General features: G+C 62.8%; 13 protein-coding genes and 1 other RNA gene. 11 read left to right on the forward strand and 3 right to left on the reverse strand.

Annotation, left to right across the window (positions count from 1 at the left end; genetic code table 11):
- The first annotated feature begins 12 nt into the window (after positions 1-12).
- From HU737_RS04370 to ffs, 8 genes are all read left to right on the forward strand, one after another.
- Positions 13-432: a hypothetical protein gene (locus HU737_RS04370; RefSeq protein WP_186556013.1), complete on the forward strand. Its 420-nt coding sequence runs from the start codon at positions 13-15 to the stop codon at positions 430-432.
- Between the two features lie 114 nt (positions 433-546).
- The gene (locus HU737_RS04375) at positions 547-1,485 is read left to right on the forward strand and encodes a 2-hydroxyacid dehydrogenase (RefSeq protein ID WP_186556014.1); all 939 of its coding nucleotides are present in this window, start codon (positions 547-549) and stop codon (positions 1,483-1,485) included.
- A gap of 33 nt (positions 1,486-1,518) precedes the next feature.
- Positions 1,519-2,307, forward strand: a complete 789-nt coding sequence (locus HU737_RS04380) for a PhzF family phenazine biosynthesis protein (protein WP_186556015.1) — start codon at positions 1,519-1,521, stop codon at positions 2,305-2,307.
- Positions 2,308-2,464: 157 nt separating this feature from the next.
- Positions 2,465-3,124, forward strand: a complete 660-nt coding sequence (locus HU737_RS04385; protein ID WP_186556016.1) for a GntR family transcriptional regulator — start codon at positions 2,465-2,467, stop codon at positions 3,122-3,124.
- Positions 3,125-3,127: 3 nt separating this feature from the next.
- Entirely contained in the window at positions 3,128-6,616 is a 3,489-nt protein-coding gene (gene smc, locus HU737_RS04390; protein ID WP_186556017.1) for a chromosome segregation protein SMC, read from the forward strand.
- Between the two features lie 205 nt (positions 6,617-6,821).
- Positions 6,822-7,718 (forward strand): cell division protein ZipA, encoded by an 897-nt coding sequence (gene zipA, locus HU737_RS04395; RefSeq protein WP_186556018.1) that lies wholly within the window; start codon positions 6,822-6,824, stop codon positions 7,716-7,718.
- 115 nt (positions 7,719-7,833) lie between these two features.
- The gene (gene ligA / locus HU737_RS04400; RefSeq protein ID WP_186556019.1) at positions 7,834-10,164 is read left to right on the forward strand and encodes an NAD-dependent DNA ligase LigA; all 2,331 of its coding nucleotides are present in this window, start codon (positions 7,834-7,836) and stop codon (positions 10,162-10,164) included.
- Positions 10,165-10,285: 121 nt separating this feature from the next.
- Positions 10,286-10,382, forward strand: an RNA gene (gene ffs, locus HU737_RS04405) — signal recognition particle sRNA small type.
- A 174-nt stretch (positions 10,383-10,556) separates the two neighbouring features.
- Here ffs and HU737_RS04410 read toward each other — a convergent pair.
- Positions 10,557-10,964, reverse strand: a complete 408-nt coding sequence (locus HU737_RS04410; RefSeq protein WP_186556020.1) for a helix-turn-helix domain-containing protein — start codon at positions 10,962-10,964, stop codon at positions 10,557-10,559.
- An 84-nt stretch (positions 10,965-11,048) separates the two neighbouring features.
- Between HU737_RS04410 and HU737_RS04415 the strand changes: the two genes are divergently transcribed.
- The gene (locus HU737_RS04415) at positions 11,049-11,537 is read left to right on the forward strand and encodes a DUF2938 domain-containing protein (RefSeq protein ID WP_186556021.1); all 489 of its coding nucleotides are present in this window, start codon (positions 11,049-11,051) and stop codon (positions 11,535-11,537) included.
- On the opposite strand, the gene HU737_RS04420 is transcribed toward HU737_RS04415, so the two are convergent.
- Positions 11,526-12,296: a substrate-binding periplasmic protein gene (locus HU737_RS04420; RefSeq protein WP_186556022.1), complete on the reverse strand. Its 771-nt coding sequence runs from the start codon at positions 12,294-12,296 to the stop codon at positions 11,526-11,528. The two genes, HU737_RS04415 and HU737_RS04420, sit on opposite strands and share 12 nt — an antisense overlap.
- Before the next feature lie 141 nt (positions 12,297-12,437).
- On the opposite strand from HU737_RS04420, the gene dnaX reads away from it, so the two are divergent.
- Together dnaX and HU737_RS04430 are read left to right on the forward strand one after the other, a co-directional pair.
- Positions 12,438-14,495: a DNA polymerase III subunit gamma/tau gene (dnaX, locus tag HU737_RS04425; protein ID WP_186556023.1), complete on the forward strand. Its 2,058-nt coding sequence runs from the start codon at positions 12,438-12,440 to the stop codon at positions 14,493-14,495.
- A gap of 64 nt (positions 14,496-14,559) precedes the next feature.
- Positions 14,560-14,886, forward strand: a complete 327-nt coding sequence (locus HU737_RS04430; RefSeq protein WP_186556024.1) for a YbaB/EbfC family nucleoid-associated protein — start codon at positions 14,560-14,562, stop codon at positions 14,884-14,886.
- Positions 14,887-15,084: 198 nt separating this feature from the next.
- On the opposite strand, the gene proC is transcribed toward HU737_RS04430, so the two are convergent.
- Positions 15,085-15,873, reverse strand: coding sequence for a pyrroline-5-carboxylate reductase (gene proC / locus HU737_RS04435; RefSeq protein WP_186556025.1), 789 nt, complete (start codon positions 15,871-15,873; stop codon positions 15,085-15,087).
- Positions 15,874-16,095 lie beyond the last annotated feature (222 nt).

Consider the following 16,095-nt stretch of genomic DNA (forward strand, 5'->3'; position numbering starts at 1 on the left):
GAGAACCCCGTCATGAACAGCACCGTCCGCTTGACCCTGATCACCCTGGCCCTGGGTCTGTCTGCGTGTACGGTGCGCGAGCCGGTCGAGCAGCCATTGCCACCGATCGAAAGCGTACCGCCGCGTCCAGGCCCGGCAGTCAAGCCGCTACCGGGCAGTCAGCCGGGTACCCAGCCGAGCAAACCAGCGGCGATTCCCAAGCCGATGCCGCGCACCTCGGCCAGCTTCGCACCGCCACCGGGCGGCGCCAGCCACTGGGATCCGAAGCTGGGCGTGTATGTGCTGGAGAAGAAACCCAACACCTTCTACCGCCAGCGCACCTACTACCGCTATGACGGCGGCTGGAGCTGGTCGCTGAGCCCGGATGGGCCGTGGCAGGAGACCGATAGCAGCGGTGTGCCGGGCGGCCTGGGGCGTGCCTTCGCCCAATAGGGACACCGCTAGAATTAGCCAACCAATACAGTACAGTCAGCGCCTAATTCTCCAATTGACTGTACTGACCACTAACCGCGCATAATCCCCCCTCGCATTGAGCCGGAGGGGTGCATGAGCAAGACAGTCCTGGTACTGGTTGAAACCGTCGACGATTACCTGCCATTGCTCGAACAGGCCGGCTACCGCCTGATTCGCGCGCCATCGCCACAACTGCGCGCCGACGCCATCGTGCGCCATGCCGGCGAGATCGATGCAGTCCTTACCCGCGGGCCACTGGGCCTGACCGCCGCTGAAATAGACGCCCTGCCCAAGTTGCAGATCATCTGCGTGATCGGCGCGGGCTACGAGCAGGTCGACTTGCCTGCCGCAGCGGCGCGCGGCATTACCGTGACCAATGGCGCTGGCGCCAATGCGCCTGCCGTCGCCGACCACACCCTGGCCCTGCTGCTGGCACTGCTGCGCGATATCCCCCGCGCCGATGCCAGTACCCGCCGCGCTGAGTGGAACCGGGTCATCAGCCCCTCGGTGTCGGGCAAGCGCTTAGGGATTCTCGGCCTGGGTGCGGTCGGGCTGGCGATTGCCAAGCGTGCATCGCTGGGTTTTGACATGCCCATCAGCTACCACAGTCGTACCCCGCGTGAAGACGTTGCATACAGCTGGTACGACAGCCCGCAACACCTGGCCGAGGCGGTCGATATTCTGGTGGTCGCCACCCCGGGCGGTGCCAACACCCACCATCTGGTGGACGCGCAGGTGCTTCAGGCGCTGGGTGCCGAGGGCTATCTGGTCAATATCGCCCGCGCCAGCGTGGTCGACACCCAGGCGCTGGTCGAAGCCTTGCAGCAAGGCACGATCGCGGGCGCTGCCTTGGATGTGTTCGATGACGAGCCGGCAGTGCCCGATGCGCTCAAGGCGCTGGGCAACACCGTGCTGACGCCTCACGTTGCCGGGCAATCGCCGGAAGCTGCACGCGATACCGTGGCCCTGGTGCTGCGTAACCTGCAGGCATTCTTCGCTGGCGAGTCGGTATTGACCCCAGTTCGTCCTTGAGCTTTTTCGTTTTCCGTCCGTGGAGCTTTTTGCATGCAACTTGAGATCTTCCAGGTAGATGCGTTTTCCGCCCAGCCCTTTGGTGGCAACCCGGCAGCGGTGATCCCCCTTGAAAACTGGCTGCCCGATGAGCTGCTGCAACGCATTGCCGAAGAGAACAATCTCTCCGAGACCGCTTATTTGGTGAAAAACCAGGCGGGCTATGACTTGCGCTGGTTCACCCCGACGGTGGAGGTCGACCTGTGTGGGCATGCGACCTTGGCGGCAGCCTGGGTGCTGTTCGAGCAGCTGGGGGAGCAGGCGAAGGTGTTGCGGTTCAATACCCGCAGCGGCGAGTTGCGCGTCAGCCGTGGCGCTGATGGCTTGCTGGCGATGGATTTCCCGGCCAAACAGCCGGTGGCGGTCGAGACGCCGTCGGGCTTGCTCGAAGCGCTCGGCCTGAGCCGCGCTCGCGGGGTCTATCGCACAGACGATTATTTGGTGGTGATTGACGATGCCTCGCTGATCGAGACCCTGGCGCCGGACTTCGTCGCGTTGGCCGGGTTTGATGTGCGCGGGATCGCGGTGACCGCGCCGGGCCGTGGGTATGATTTCGTCACCCGTTGGTTCGGGCCGCGCGTAGGGGTCAATGAAGACCCGGTGACCGGTTCTGCCCACACCTCGCTGGCGCCATACTGGGCCGAGCGCCTGGATCAGAGCAGCCTGAGCTGCGAGCAGGGTGGCGCGCGCAAGGGGCAATTGCACTGCCAGGTGCCTGGTAATGGCCGGGTGATCATCAGTGGCAAGGGCGCGTTGTATCTGCGCGGGACAATATTCATCTGACCATTGAGGCGGGTAGGCGCTTGGCTTGCTCCTTCAAGCGCTTCCCCGTATCGGCAATAACCGCTCGAATAAACCGCCACGCCCCTCTGCTCGCCCTCCAGGCAAGTGCGCTACAATCCGCCCCTTGTACCCAGTTCAATGATTTTGAAGGAAAACCATGACGTTCAAGGCGCCGGACAGCCTCTCCGAGCAGATCGCCCATTACCTGGCCGAGCGGATCATCCGCGGCGAGCTGGCGCCGGGCGAACGCATCCAGGAGCAAAAAGTCACCCAGGCCCTGAACGTCAGCCGCGGCTCGGTGCGCGAGGCGCTGTTGATCCTCGAACGTCGCCATCTGGTCGCGATCCTGCCGCGTCGTGGCGCCCATGTGACCACACTCGACGAGCGCAGTGTGCGCAGCCTGTGCGCGCTGATGGGCGAGTTTTACATCCTGTTGGGCAATGCCGTCGCGCAGAAATGGCGGACTGACAGCGACCTGCTGCCGTTCCTGGCGATTCAGCAGCGCCTGCAGCAGGCCTACAGCAGTACCGACATCAAGACCTTCGTCGCCGAAAGCTTTGCCGTGATGCGCGCCGCCTATCCGTTCGCCGACAATCCGTACCTGCAAGAAACCGTAGAAAACCTGCAGCCGGCCATGAGCCGCGCCTATTACCTGGCCCTGGATCAGCGCCAGGCGAACATGCTCGATTACCTCGAGCTGTTCTCGCGCCTGCTCGAGGCTGTGGTCGCGCGCGATCTGCCGCGCATCCGCGAGGTGCTGGTCGCCTACTGCCAGCGCAGCTGCGAGCTGGTGCTGGCGGCGTTGGCGCGGACCTGATCGATGCGCCTCAAGTGCATTCGCCTGGCCGGGTTCAAGTCGTTCGTCGACCCGACCACGGTCAACTTCCCCAGCAATATGGCCGCTGTGGTCGGGCCCAATGGCTGCGGCAAGTCCAACATCATCGATGCGGTGCGCTGGGTGATGGGCGAAAGCTCGGCGAAAAACCTGCGTGGCGAGTCGATGACCGACGTCATCTTCAATGGCTCGACCAGCCGCAAGCCGGTCAGCCAGGCCAGCATCGAGCTGGTGTTCGATAACAGCGACAACACCCTGGTCGGCGAATACGCCGCCTACGCCGAGATCTCGATCCGGCGCAAAGTGACGCGCGATGCGCAGAACACCTATTACCTCAACGGCACCAAGTGCCGTCGGCGTGACATCACCGATATCTTCCTTGGCACCGGCCTGGGCCCGCGCAGCTACTCGATCATCGAGCAGGGCATGATCTCCAAGCTGATCGAGGCCAAGCCTGAAGAACTGCGCAACTTCATCGAGGAAGCAGCGGGCATCTCCAAGTACAAGGAGCGCCGCCGCGAGACCGAGACACGCATTCGCCGCACCCAAGAGAACCTGGCGCGCCTGACCGACCTGCGCGATGAGCTGGAACGCCAGCTCGAACGCCTGCACCGCCAGGCCCAGGCCGCCGAGAAGTACCGCGAGTACAAGGCCAGCGAGCGTCAGCTCAAAGCGCACCTGTCGGCCCTGCGCTGGCGCGATCTGGACCAGCGGGTGGGCCAGCGTGAAACCATCATCGGCGATCAGGAAGTGGCCTTCGAGGCCCTGGTGGCCGAGCAGCGCAATGCTGATGCGAGTATCGAGCGCCTGCGTGATGGCCATCATGAGCTGTCCGAACGCTTCAATCAGGTGCAGGGGCGTTTTTATTCGGTGGCCGGTGATATTGCCCGCGTCGAGCAGAGCATCCAGCACGGCCAGCAGCGCCTGCGTCAGTTGCAGGATGATCTGAAAGAAGCCGAGCGCACCCGCCTGGAAACCGAGTCTCACCTGGGCCACGACCGTACCTTGCTGGCCACCCTCGGTGAAGAGCTGGCGATGCTCGAGCCGGAGCAGGAAATGACCCTGGCCGCCGCCGAGGAGGCCGCCGCCACCCTGGAAGAAGCCGAGCTGGGCATGCACGGCTGGCAGGAGCAGTGGGACAGCTTCAATACCCGCTCGGCCGAACCCCGGCGGCAGGCCGAGGTTCAGCAGTCGCGCTTGCAGCAACTCGAATCCAGCCTTGAGCGGCTCTCTGAGCGCCAGCGCAAGTTAGGCGAGGAACGCGACCAGCTTGGCGCCGACCCGCAGGACGCCGCTACGCTTGAGCTGACCGAGCAGGTTGCCAGCAGCGAGCTGCTGCTCGAAGAGCTGCAGATGGCCGAGCAGGAGGTGGTCGAGCGCCTGGAAGGAGTGCGTGAGCAGCTCCAGCAAACGACTCAGGCACATCAGCAGTTGCAGGGCGATCAGCAGCGCCTGGGCGGTCGCCTGGCGTCTCTCGAAGCCTTGCAGCAAGCGGCCCTGGAGCCTGCCGCTGGCGCCGCCGACTGGCTGCGCGGCCAAGGCCTTGAGCAACGCCCGCGACTGGCCGAGGGGCTGCGCGTCGAGTCGGGTTGGGAGCTGGCGGTGGAAACTGTGCTGGGCGCCGACCTGCAAGCGGTGCTGGTGGATGACTTCACCCAGCTTGATTTCGCCGCGCTCGAGCAGGGCGATCTGCGCCTGCTGCTGGCTGTAGGCGAGGCTGCGCGGCTGCCGGGCAGCCTGCTGGACAAGGTCGAGGGGCGCACTGACTTGAGCCCCTGGCTGGGGCAGGTGCGTCCGGTAGAAAACCTGGAGCAGGCACTGGCTCAGCGTGCCGGATTAAGCGAAGGGCAGAGCCTGGTCAGCCGCGATGGTTACTGGGTGGGGCGGCATTTCTTGCGGGTCAGCCGCGCCGGTGAGGCCGAAGGTGGCGTGCTGGCTCGCGGGCAGGAAATCGAGCGCCTGGCCCAGGAGCAGCTGGAGCAGCAGGCCCTGCTCGAACAACTGGAGCAGCAGCTTCAGGGGCAGCGCGAGCAGCAGCGGGATTTGGAAGAGCAGCGCGAGCAATTGCGCCGCCGCAGCCAGGATGAGAACCGCCAGCAGGGTGAGCTCAAGGCCCGCCTGTCAGCTGGCCGCGCCCGCGCCGAACAGTTGGAACTGCGCCGCCGCCGTCTCGAAGAAGAGCTCACCGAGCTAAACGAACAACGCGCCATCGAGCATGAGCAGCTGGGTGAGGCCCGGCTGATTCTGCAAGAGGCCCTGGACCTGATGGCCCAGGATACCGAGCAGCGCGAGCAGTTGATGGCCCGTCGCGATACCTTGCGCGAAGGCCTCGATCGGGTCCGCCAGGAAGCGCGCCAGCACAAGGATCACGCCCATCAACTGGCGGTGCGCCTGGGCTCGTTGCGCGCCCAGCATGACTCCACCCGCCAGGCCCTGGAGCGTCTCGAGCAGCAAGCCGCGCGCCTGAGTGAGCGCCAGGAGCAACTGAGCCTGAACCTGGAGGAGGGCGAGGCGCCGCAAGAGGAATTGCGCCTGAAGCTCGAAGAGCTGCTCGAACGGCGCATGAGCGTCGATGAAGAAATGCGTCTGGCGCGCCTGCACATGGACGAAGCCGACCGTGAATTGCGCGACGCTGAGAAGCGCCGCACCCAGGCCGAGCAACAGGCCCAGTTGCTGCGCGGCCAGCTTGAGCAGTCACGCCTGGAATCCCAAGGCCTGGTGCTGCGCCGCACCACCCTGCAGGAGCAGTTGCTCGCCGATGGCTTCGACCTGCAAGGGGTGCTCGCCACCCTCGAAGCCGACGCCAGCGAACAGGGCACCGAGCAGGAGCTCGAGCAGGTCGAGGCGCGCATCCAGCGCTTGGGGGCGATCAACCTGGCGGCCATCGAAGAGTACCAGCAGCAGTCCGAGCGCAAGCGTTACCTGGACGCTCAGGATGCCGATCTGGTCGAAGCGTTGGACACCTTGGAAAACGTCATTCGCAAGATCGACAAGGAAACCCGCAACCGCTTCAAGGATACCTTTGATCAGATAAATGCCGGTTTACAGGCACTTTTTCCAAAAGTTTTCGGTGGCGGCAGTGCTTACTTGGAACTGACGGGCGAAGATTTACTCGATACTGGGGTGACGATCATGGCGCGCCCGCCGGGCAAGAAAAACAGCACGATCCACTTGCTGTCCGGCGGCGAAAAAGCCCTGACCGCCCTGGCGTTGGTATTTGCCATCTTCAAACTCAACCCGGCACCGTTCTGCATGCTCGATGAAGTCGATGCGCCGCTGGACGATGCCAACGTCGGGCGGTACGCCCGGCTGGTCAAGGAAATGAGCGAGACCGTGCAGTTCATCTACATCACCCATAACAAGATTGCCATGGAAATGGCCGATCAACTGATGGGGGTGACCATGCACGAACCGGGCTGTTCACGTCTTGTTGCAGTTGATGTGGAGGAAGCAATGGCCATGGTTGATACCTGATGAGCGAAGATAGGGCGTTTTCTGTAGGTAAAACCCCCTGTCATGTGCGACAGACGGTGTAAAGTTGCCTTTGGTCGTGCTAGCTTAATGTCACGTGTATTTTGCGTGGGTAAAACGCCTGTCAGAACATAGAGTTGGCGCCACGTGTTAAAGGGCTTTGAACCCTTTGTTTTCAAGCATATTTTTTATAGAGGCACGGGATTACATGGAAATCGGTCTGCGCGAGTGGCTGATCGTCATCGGCATCATTGTCATCGCCGGTATTCTTTTCGACGGCTGGCGACGCATGCGTGGCGGCAAGGGCAAGTTGAAATTCCGTCTGGATCGCAGCTACTCCAACCTGCCCGATGAAGAGGGCGGCGCCGAGGTGCTCGGCCCTGCACGCGTGCTCGAAGGCCAGCACAAAGAGCCCGAGCTGGACGAAACCGACCTGCCTTCGATGAGCGCCCCGGTGCGCGAACGCGAGCGTGAGCGCGAAGCCAAACCGGCCAAGGCGGCCAAGCGCGGCAAACGTGCCCATAGCGAGCCACAGCAGGGCGACCTGAACCTGGCGGCCGACTCGCGTGAACCCGACCTGTTCGCCGATGCCGACGATGACTACGCCGCCGAGAACAGCCGCAGCAGTGGCTCGTCTTCGTCCAGCAACAGCTCGGTCAAAGAGTTGCCGCCGGCTGAAGAAGTGCTGGTGATCAGCGTCATCTCTCGTGATGAAGGCGGCTTCAAGGGCCCAGCCCTGCTGCAGAACATCCTTGAGAGCGGTCTGCGCTTCGGCGAGATGGACATTTTCCACCGCCACGAAAGCATGGCTGGCCACGGCGAAGTGCTGTTCTCGATGGCCAACGCGGTCAAGCCGGGTATCTTCGACCTGGATGACATCGACCACTTCAGCACCCGGGCGGTGAGCTTCTTCCTCGGTCTGCCAGGCCCGCGTCATCCCAAGCAAGCCTTCGATGTGATGGTTGCCGCAGCGCGCAAGCTGGCCCATGAGCTCAATGGCGAGCTCAAGGACGATCAGCGCAGCGTGCTGACCGCGCAGACCATCGAGCACTACCGCCAGCGCATCGTCGAGTTCGAGCGCCGCGCGCTGACCCAGAAGCGCTGATCGCTCAAAGCTGTAACACCCGAGCGGGCGGATCCTGCCTCGATCCCGCCCGCGAATGATTCAAGCGCAAGAGCAGCCCCGGGGCTGCTCTTTTGCTTTGCAAGAGAAGATGACCATGAACGCCGAATCCCGAATCCATGAACTGCGTGCCGAGCTCGATCAGCACAACTACCGCTATTACGTGCTCGATGAACCCAGCGTGCCGGACGCCGAATACGACCGCTTGTTCAATGAGCTCAAGGCGCTGGAAGCCGAGCACCCGCACCTGGTAACCCCCGACTCGCCAACCCAGCGTGTCGGCGGTGCGGCGCTGGCGGCATTCAGCCAGGTGCGTCATGAGATCCCCATGCTCAGCCTGGGTAACGCCTTCGAGGAAACCGACCTGCGCGAATTCGATCGGCGGGTGGTGGAAGGTCTCGATCAGCCAGGCGCGGTCGACTACAGCTGCGAGCCCAAGCTCGATGGCCTGGCGGTCAGCCTGCTGTACCGCGATGGCCAGCTGGTGCAGGGCGCTACCCGTGGCGATGGCAGCACCGGTGAAGACATCAGTGCCAACGTGCGGACTGTGCGCAACATCCCGCTCAAGCTGCAGGGCAGTGGTTGGCCGGCGGTGCTGGAGGTGCGTGGTGAAGTGTTCATGAGCAAGGCCGGCTTCGACCGGCTCAATGCCGCGCAAGCCGAAAGCGGCGGCAAGACCTTCGCCAACCCACGCAATGCTGCCGCTGGCAGCCTCCGTCAGCTGGATTCGAAAATTACCGCCAGCCGCCCGCTGGAGTTCTGTTGCTATGGCCTGGGCCAAGTGTCGGAAACTATCGGCGACAGCCATATCGGCATTCTTGAGCAGCTCAAGGCCTGGGGCCTGCCGATCAGTCGCGAGCTCAAGCACGCCGCAGGCATCGAAGAGTGCCTGGCCTACTACCGGGACATCGGTGCCCGGCGCAATGATCTGCCCTATGAGATCGATGGCGTGGTGTTCAAGGTCAACAACCTGGCCTCCCAGCGTGAGCTGGGCTTTCGCGCCCGCGAGCCGCGCTGGGCGATCGCCCACAAGTTCCCGGCCATGGAAGAGCTTACCGAAGTGCTCGATGTCGAGTTCCAGGTCGGCCGTACCGGTGCGGTCACGCCCGTCGCGCGCTTGAAGCCGGTGAAGGTGGCCGGCGTGACGGTGTCCAACGCGACCTTGCACAACATGGACGAAATCGCCCGCCTGGGCCTGCGCATCGGCGACACGGTGATCATTCGCCGGGCCGGCGACGTGATCCCCCAGGTGATGCAGGTGGTGCTCGAACGCCGCCCCGAGGATGCCCGCCCGGTGCAGGTGCCCAGCCAATGCCCGGTGTGTGGCTCGCAGGTCGAGCGCACCCAGCTGGTCAAGCGCAGCAAGGGCAAGGAAACCACTAGCGAAGGCGCGGTGTATCGCTGCGTCGGCCGCTTGGCCTGCGCTGCGCAGCTCAAGCAGGCGATCATTCACTACGTTTCGCGCCGTGCCATGGATATCGATGGCCTGGGCGAGAAGAGCGTCGAGCAACTGGTCGACGAAGGCCTGATCCGCTCGCCAGCCGACCTGTACAGCCTCAAGTTCGAGCAAATTGTCGAGCTTGAAGGGTTTGCCGAGGTGTCCAGCAACAAACTCCTCGAAGCGATTGAAAACAGTAAGCGGCCGAGCCTGGCGCGCTTCATCTATGCCCTTGGCATTCCTGATGTCGGCGAGGAGACTGCCAAGGTCCTGGCGCGCTCGCTGGGTAGTCTGGCGCGCGTACAGCAGGCGTTGCCGCAGGTGCTGACCTATCTGCCCGACATCGGCCTGGAAGTCGCCCACGAGATCCACAACTTCTTCGAAGACCAGCACAACCGCGACGTCATCCAGCAGTTGCTCGCCAGCGGCATGCAGTTGCAGGAAGAAGGCGAGCTGGCCGCGGAGTTCGCCGCCAGCACCACCTTGGCCGGGATGATCGCCAAGCTCGATATCGCCTCGGTCGGCCCGACCGGCGCTGAAAAGCTGGTGGCCAAACTCGGTAGCCTGGACCAGATCATCCAAGCCGATGGCATCGATCTGCGCCAAGCCCTCAATAGCAAACAGGCCGATGCCGTGCGCGAGTTCTTCAAGAGCGAGGCCAATCAACAGTTGGCGCGTGCTATCGAAGCGCAGTTGCAGGCATTTGGCATGCACTGGGCCAGCGAGAAGAAAGTGGTCGAAGGGCTGCCCCTGGCCGGGCAGACCTGGGTGCTCACCGGCAGCCTGGAGCGCATGAGTCGCGACATCGCCAAGGACAAGCTGGAAAGCCTCGGGGCCAAGGTCGCCGGTTCGGTCTCCGGCAAGACCCACTGCGTGGTCGCAGGCCCAGGTGCCGGCTCCAAGCTGGCCAAGGCCAGCGAACTGGGGGTCAAGGTGCTGGATGAAGACGCGTTTATCGCCTTCTTGGCCGAGCAGGGCATCGCCGTCTAATCGCCCGACGGGACAAGTCATTGAGAAATGATGGTTTTTTCTTGAGGCAGAGGTTGTAACTTCGCCTCAGACCGGTACAATGGCGCGGCTCGTCACACGGCGAGCAGCGTAGTGGTGGCCCCATCGGTCCCCCCGCATTGATTACCCGTTTACCTGGTCAGGCCCGGAAGGGAGCAGCCAAGGCGGGGACATCGAGTGCCGGGGTGTGGCTGGTGGGGCCGCCTCCATTTCAGGGGTCGGAAAACGCTCCGTCTCCTTGGCCTGATAGTGTTTTCGCCGCCTCCTTGCGAAGAATTTTCATCACTTGCCTGCGTGGTAGGTGGCTGATCGTGTCTGACTTTTCGCAAGTTTGCCTGCGAGGTGGCCGGTTCAAACGACGGCATCCCTAACGTCTAGCTCCGCATCTGACTGCGCTCAACAGCCAGCACGCCAGCAGCCGACAGTTTCAGCAGTCGCTGAAATTTCGGACACGCCAGATGGTCTTCCTCTGGACACGCCGCCGCATGACGCAGCCCCTTGCTCATGGCCTGCAAGCGCTTGATCCGTGCATCGATCTCGTCAGCCTTGGCCACTAACATTTCGCGGTTCACCTGCAAATCGACCAGCATGCTCGCCACTTCATCGAGCGAGAACCCGGCTGCCTGGCCCAAGGCGATCACCGCCAGGCGATCCACCACGTCGGCAGCGAACTGGCGGCGCTGGCCTTTGCCTGCGAGCGACTTGAGCAAACCTTTGTTCTCGTAGTAACGCAGCGTCGAAGCCGGTACTCCGGTGCGTTTGGCGACATCGGCGATGTCCATGGGTGGTCCCTTGACTTGAAGTTGACTTCAACTTCTATGCTGCGCGGCATTGGGCCTTTCCGTCAATCTGCCAAGGGTTTCGCCATGACTGCTACTACCTTCATTACTTACATTGCGCTGATCGGTATCGGTGCCACGTTGGTCATGGACCTGTGGACGCTGCTGCTCAAACGGCTGGGTGTGGCCACGCTCAACTACGCCATGGTCGGGCGCTGGGCCGGGCATTTGCTGCAGGGGCGCGTGTATCACCCGGCCATCGCCAAGGCTGCGCCGGTCAGGCATGAGTTGGCCTGGGGATGGGCGCTGCACTACGCGACTGGGTTGCTGTTCGCAGCGCTGCTGGTCGGCCTGGCCGGGGAGGGCTGGCTACGCACGCCGTCCCTGCTGCCTGCATTGGGCTTCGGCTTGGCTTCGGTGCTGGTGCCGTTGTGTGTGGTGCAGCCGGCGTTTGGCGCAGGTCTGTTTGCCAACAATACTCCCACACCGTTGCGAAACTGCCTGCGTAGCCTGACCACGCATGGCGTATTTGGTCTGGGCCTGTACCTCAGTGCGTTGGGGCTTTCAGTGAGTTGAGCCGCTGACGATCTGACCCGCAGCATCCTGGCTGGTGTAGCGCTGGACTATCCGTTCGACTTCTCCGGACTGCTTGATCCGCACCAGCGCCCTGAGCAGTGCCTGAGTGGGCAGGGTTGGATCGTTGCGCACCATGCAGCCCAACGATTGCTCCTCGAGCACGCTCTGTGCGCGCAAGCGCTGCGCTGCAGGGAGTTGGCGGTTGAACCAGTGCAATGACAATTGGTTGCTCACGGCATAGCGGTAACGTCCGGCCTCGAGCTTTTGCAGGGCGAGTTGCTGGTTGCGGCTGTCTTCGCGGCGCAGCCGGCCTTGGCTGAACAGCGGATCGAGGGTCGGGTAGCGATAGCCCAGCACCGTGCCGATGGCCTGTGCTGGCAATTGCTCTGGGTTGATGGGGGCCAGGTCGGCGCTGCGGCTGACCAGCAAATCGCGCTGCTGGATCAACGGCACGCTCCAGACGTAGTTGCCCGGCCGTTCGATCAGCCAGTGGGTGGCGACATAACAGCGCACGTCGATATCGCCGTCTTCAAGCGCCTGTTGCAGGCGCAGGCGAGCCATCAGGTGATACTCGGCGCGTACCCCGGCCTCGCGCGCGGCGGCTTGCATCAGGTCGAACAGAATGCCTTCGACCGGCTGTTGGTGCTCGATGCGGATCAGTGGCATGCTCCAGCTTTCGGCGACCGAGAAGCGCAGCACCGGCTGTTGGGCCAGGCTGTGAGTGGAGCACAACAGCAGGATCGCCAGGATTCGCCGCACGGTTTTCCTCCCTGATTACTCCCTAGGGTCTGAGCCTAGTCGTGCGTTGCTTAGCTTAGACGAGATTGGCCGGGTGCAATTTTGCCCCCGCTCCGCTAGCATTAGCGATCTTCCGCTCGTTCAGTTTGCGATGGTTTTTTAATGAGTTATCAGGTTCTTGCACGAAAATGGCGTCCGCGCTCGTTCCGCGAAATGGTCGGCCAGACCCATGTGCTCAAGGCTTTGATCAACGCCCTGGACAACCAGCGCCTGCATCACGCCTACCTGTTCACCGGCACGCGCGGGGTCGGCAAGACCACCATCGCGCGGATCATCGCCAAGTGCCTGAACTGCGAAACCGGTATTACCTCGACCCCCTGCGGCACCTGTTCGGTGTGCCGGGAGATCGACGAAGGGCGTTTTGTCGACCTGATCGAGATCGACGCCGCCAGCCGCACCAAGGTCGAAGACACCCGCGAACTGCTCGATAACGTGCAGTACGCGCCGAGCCGTGGGCGTTTCAAGGTCTACCTGATCGACGAAGTGCACATGCTCTCCACGCACTCGTTCAACGCCCTGCTCAAGACCCTGGAAGAGCCGCCGCCGTACGTCAAGTTCATCCTCGCGACCACCGACCCGCAAAAGCTGCCGGCGACCATCCTGTCGCGCTGCTTGCAGTTCTCTTTGAAGAACATGAGCCCGGAGCGGGTGGTCGAGCACCTGAGCCATGTGCTCGGTGCCGAGAACGTCCCCTTCGAAGAAGATGCCCTGTGGCTGCTTGGGCGCGCGGCCGATGGCTCGATGCGCGACGCCATGAGCCTGACCGACCAGGCCATCGCCTTCGGTGAAGGCAAGGTATTGGCCGCTGATGTCCGGGCGATGCTCGGCACGCTCGACCATGGCCAGGTGTACGGCGTCCTGCAGGCGCTGCTCGAAGGTGATGCGCGGGCGCTGCTGCAAGCGGTGCGTGATTTGGCCGAGCAGGGGCCGGATTGGAGTGGCGTGCTGGCCGAGATGCTCAACGTGCTGCACCGCGTAGCCATTGCCCAGGCGCTGCCTGAGGCGGTGGACAACGGCCAGGGCGACCGCGAGCGGGTGTTGAGCCTGGCTTCGGCGCTGCCCGCCGAGGATGTGCAGTTCTACTACCAGATGGGCTTGATTGGCCGCCGCGATTTGCCCTTGGCGCCGGACCCGCGCGGTGGCTTTGAAATGGTCCTGCTGCGCATGCTCGCGTTCCGCCCCGCCGATACCGACGACGCGCCGACCCCGGTGCTAAAGCCAGTGGGGATCAGCCAGGCCACAGCTGATTCTGCAAAACCGGTGGCAGCGCCAGCGTCGGTCGCTGAACCGCCGGCCCTGCCAGCGCCGGTCGAGGCGCACGAGCCCGTTGCAGCGCCTGTGACGGCGCAGCCTGCGGTGCTGGAGCCGGTTGCCGCGCAGCCGGTTATCGAGCCTGAGCCCGCGCCAGAGGCGCCGGTTGCCGTCCAAGAACCTGCGCCAATTGAGGAAGAGGTTGTCGATCTGCCGTGGGAGGAGGCGACAGTGCCGGCCGAGCCGGTGCTGCAAGCGCCTGCTCCAGTCGCGCCGCCTGCGCCGCAAGCCGGGCCGCCAAGCGATGACCAGCCGCCGTTCGATCCCTCTGCCTATGACGCTGTTGGCATGGATCGGGACGACGAGCCGCCGCTGGATGAAGATTACTACGCGCCCGAGTCTGATCCGGCAGGCTTCAGCTACCTGGATGAGTTGGCTGAGCATGTCCATGAGGCTGAAACCGCCCCGGTTGCCGAGCCTCTGCCAGCCTCCAAGCCGGCCACCGGTCTTGCGCTGCAATGGCTGGAATTATTCCCGCAGTTGCCTGTGTCCGGCATGACAGGCAACATCGCGGCAAACTGTACCCTGATCGCTGCCGACGGCGATGACTGGCTGCTGCACCTGGACCCAGCCCAGGGCGCACTGTTCAACTCGACCCAGCAGCGGCGACTCAACGAGGCGCTCAACCAGCACCTGGGCCGCACCTTGCAGCTGCGCATCGAGCTGATCCGCCCCGAGCAGGAAACCCCGGCGCAAGCTGCGGCGCGCAAGCGCTCGGAGCGTCAGCATGAGGCTGAAGTGTCGATCGAGCGTGATCCGCTCATCCAGCAGATGATCCGGCAGTTCGGCGCGACCGTGCGTCAGGATACTATTGAGCCTGTAGAGGCCCTGGTCAGTCAGGGCGATTGAACCGATATCCGTGCGGCCGGCAGCGTGCTTGGCCGCATCACATGACCCAATCGAGGTGTACCCCATGATGAAAGGTGGCATGGCCGGCCTGATGAAGCAGGCGCAGCAGATGCAAGAAAAAATGGCCAAGATGCAGGAAGAGCTGGCCAACGCTGAAGTGACCGGGCAATCGGGCGCGGGCCTGGTCAGCGTGGTGATGACCGGTCGTCATGACGTCAAGCGCATCAGCATCGATGACAGCCTGATGCAGGAAGACAAGGAAGTGCTCGAAGACCTGATCGCAGCCGCCGTCAACGACGCGGTACGCAAGGTCGAGCAGAACAGCCAGGAGAAAATGGGTGGCATGACTGCTGGCATGCAGTTGCCGCCAGGCTTCAAGATGCCGTTCTGATCCAGCGTTGCGCAAATGCGCTGTTTGATCTGACCTCATCGCGGGGCAGGCCCGCTCCTACACGTTTGCACAATTTCTGTAGGAGCGGGCTTGCCCCGCGATAGGGTCACAACGTCCAACAACGATGCCACGCTCAACGTGCCCGTAAAAGATAACGCAGCACGTTTTTAACTTGAACGGTTAGTTAATAAACTGACTTCAGCTGTTTTGCGACAACTCCACGGATCGTCGATAGGCCGCTGCAGTTGCCGCTTCGACCAAGTCGCGCAACTTCTCCCCATTCTCAAACACTTCAATCGCCGCCGCCGTCGTGCCATTTGGCGAAGTAACCGCCAGACGAAGTTCGGCGAAATCGGCATGCCGCTGTTGCAAAGTTGCTGCGCCAAACGCAGTTTGTGCCGCCAGGGCGCCTGCTAATTCAGCAGTAAGTCCAAGTTTGACCCCTGCTTGCGCCAGTGCCTCGCTGAACAAGTGATAATACGCCGGGCCACTGCCGCTGATGGCTGTAACCGCATCGAGCTGGCTCTCTGTCGTGACCCAGGATGCCAAGCCAACCGCTTCGAACAACTGGCCGATCCTGGTGCGCTGACTCGCCTCCAGCTCGTCGCCTGCATACAGCCCGGTGCAACCGGCTCCGGCCAGCACTGGAGTATTAGGCATGGCTCGCACCACCGGGCAGCGCTGCCCCAGGGCTGCACTCAAGGTCGCCTGGGTGACCCCGGCAGCCACCGAAATCACGCAGGCTTGCGCACATTGCCGATCGCTGAGCCCTGCCAGGGCCTCACTGGCATAAGCCGGTTTGACGGCCAGCACGATCAGCTCGAATGCCTCGTCGGGCACATCGGCCAGACGCGTATAACGACCGTCGCCGCCAGCGCCAGTTAGCCCCGGATCGACGATGCTCAACTGCTCGATCAAGCCTGTGGCCAGCCACGCATCGCCCAATGCAGCGCCCATGCGGCCATACCCAATAAACAGCGTTTTCACCGGCAAGTCCCCTTGGTTGTTGTTGTGATGTCTTTTCAGAGTAAGGGCTTTTTAAATATGGGTGCAACTGGGTGCAACCACAAAAAGCAAAAACAAAAAAGTGTTGAGGTTTGGCAACTTGGTGACTGCGCAGTCGTGCGCACCGCTATGGCGCTATACGCAATTTCCGCTGTAAAACTTGAACCAAAACAGCGCATTTCCACTGTCTTCTGAAAATAATTG

The organism is Pseudomonas urmiensis (genome assembly GCF_014268815.2).
Lineage (GTDB): Bacteria > Pseudomonadota > Gammaproteobacteria > Pseudomonadales > Pseudomonadaceae > Aquipseudomonas > Aquipseudomonas urmiensis.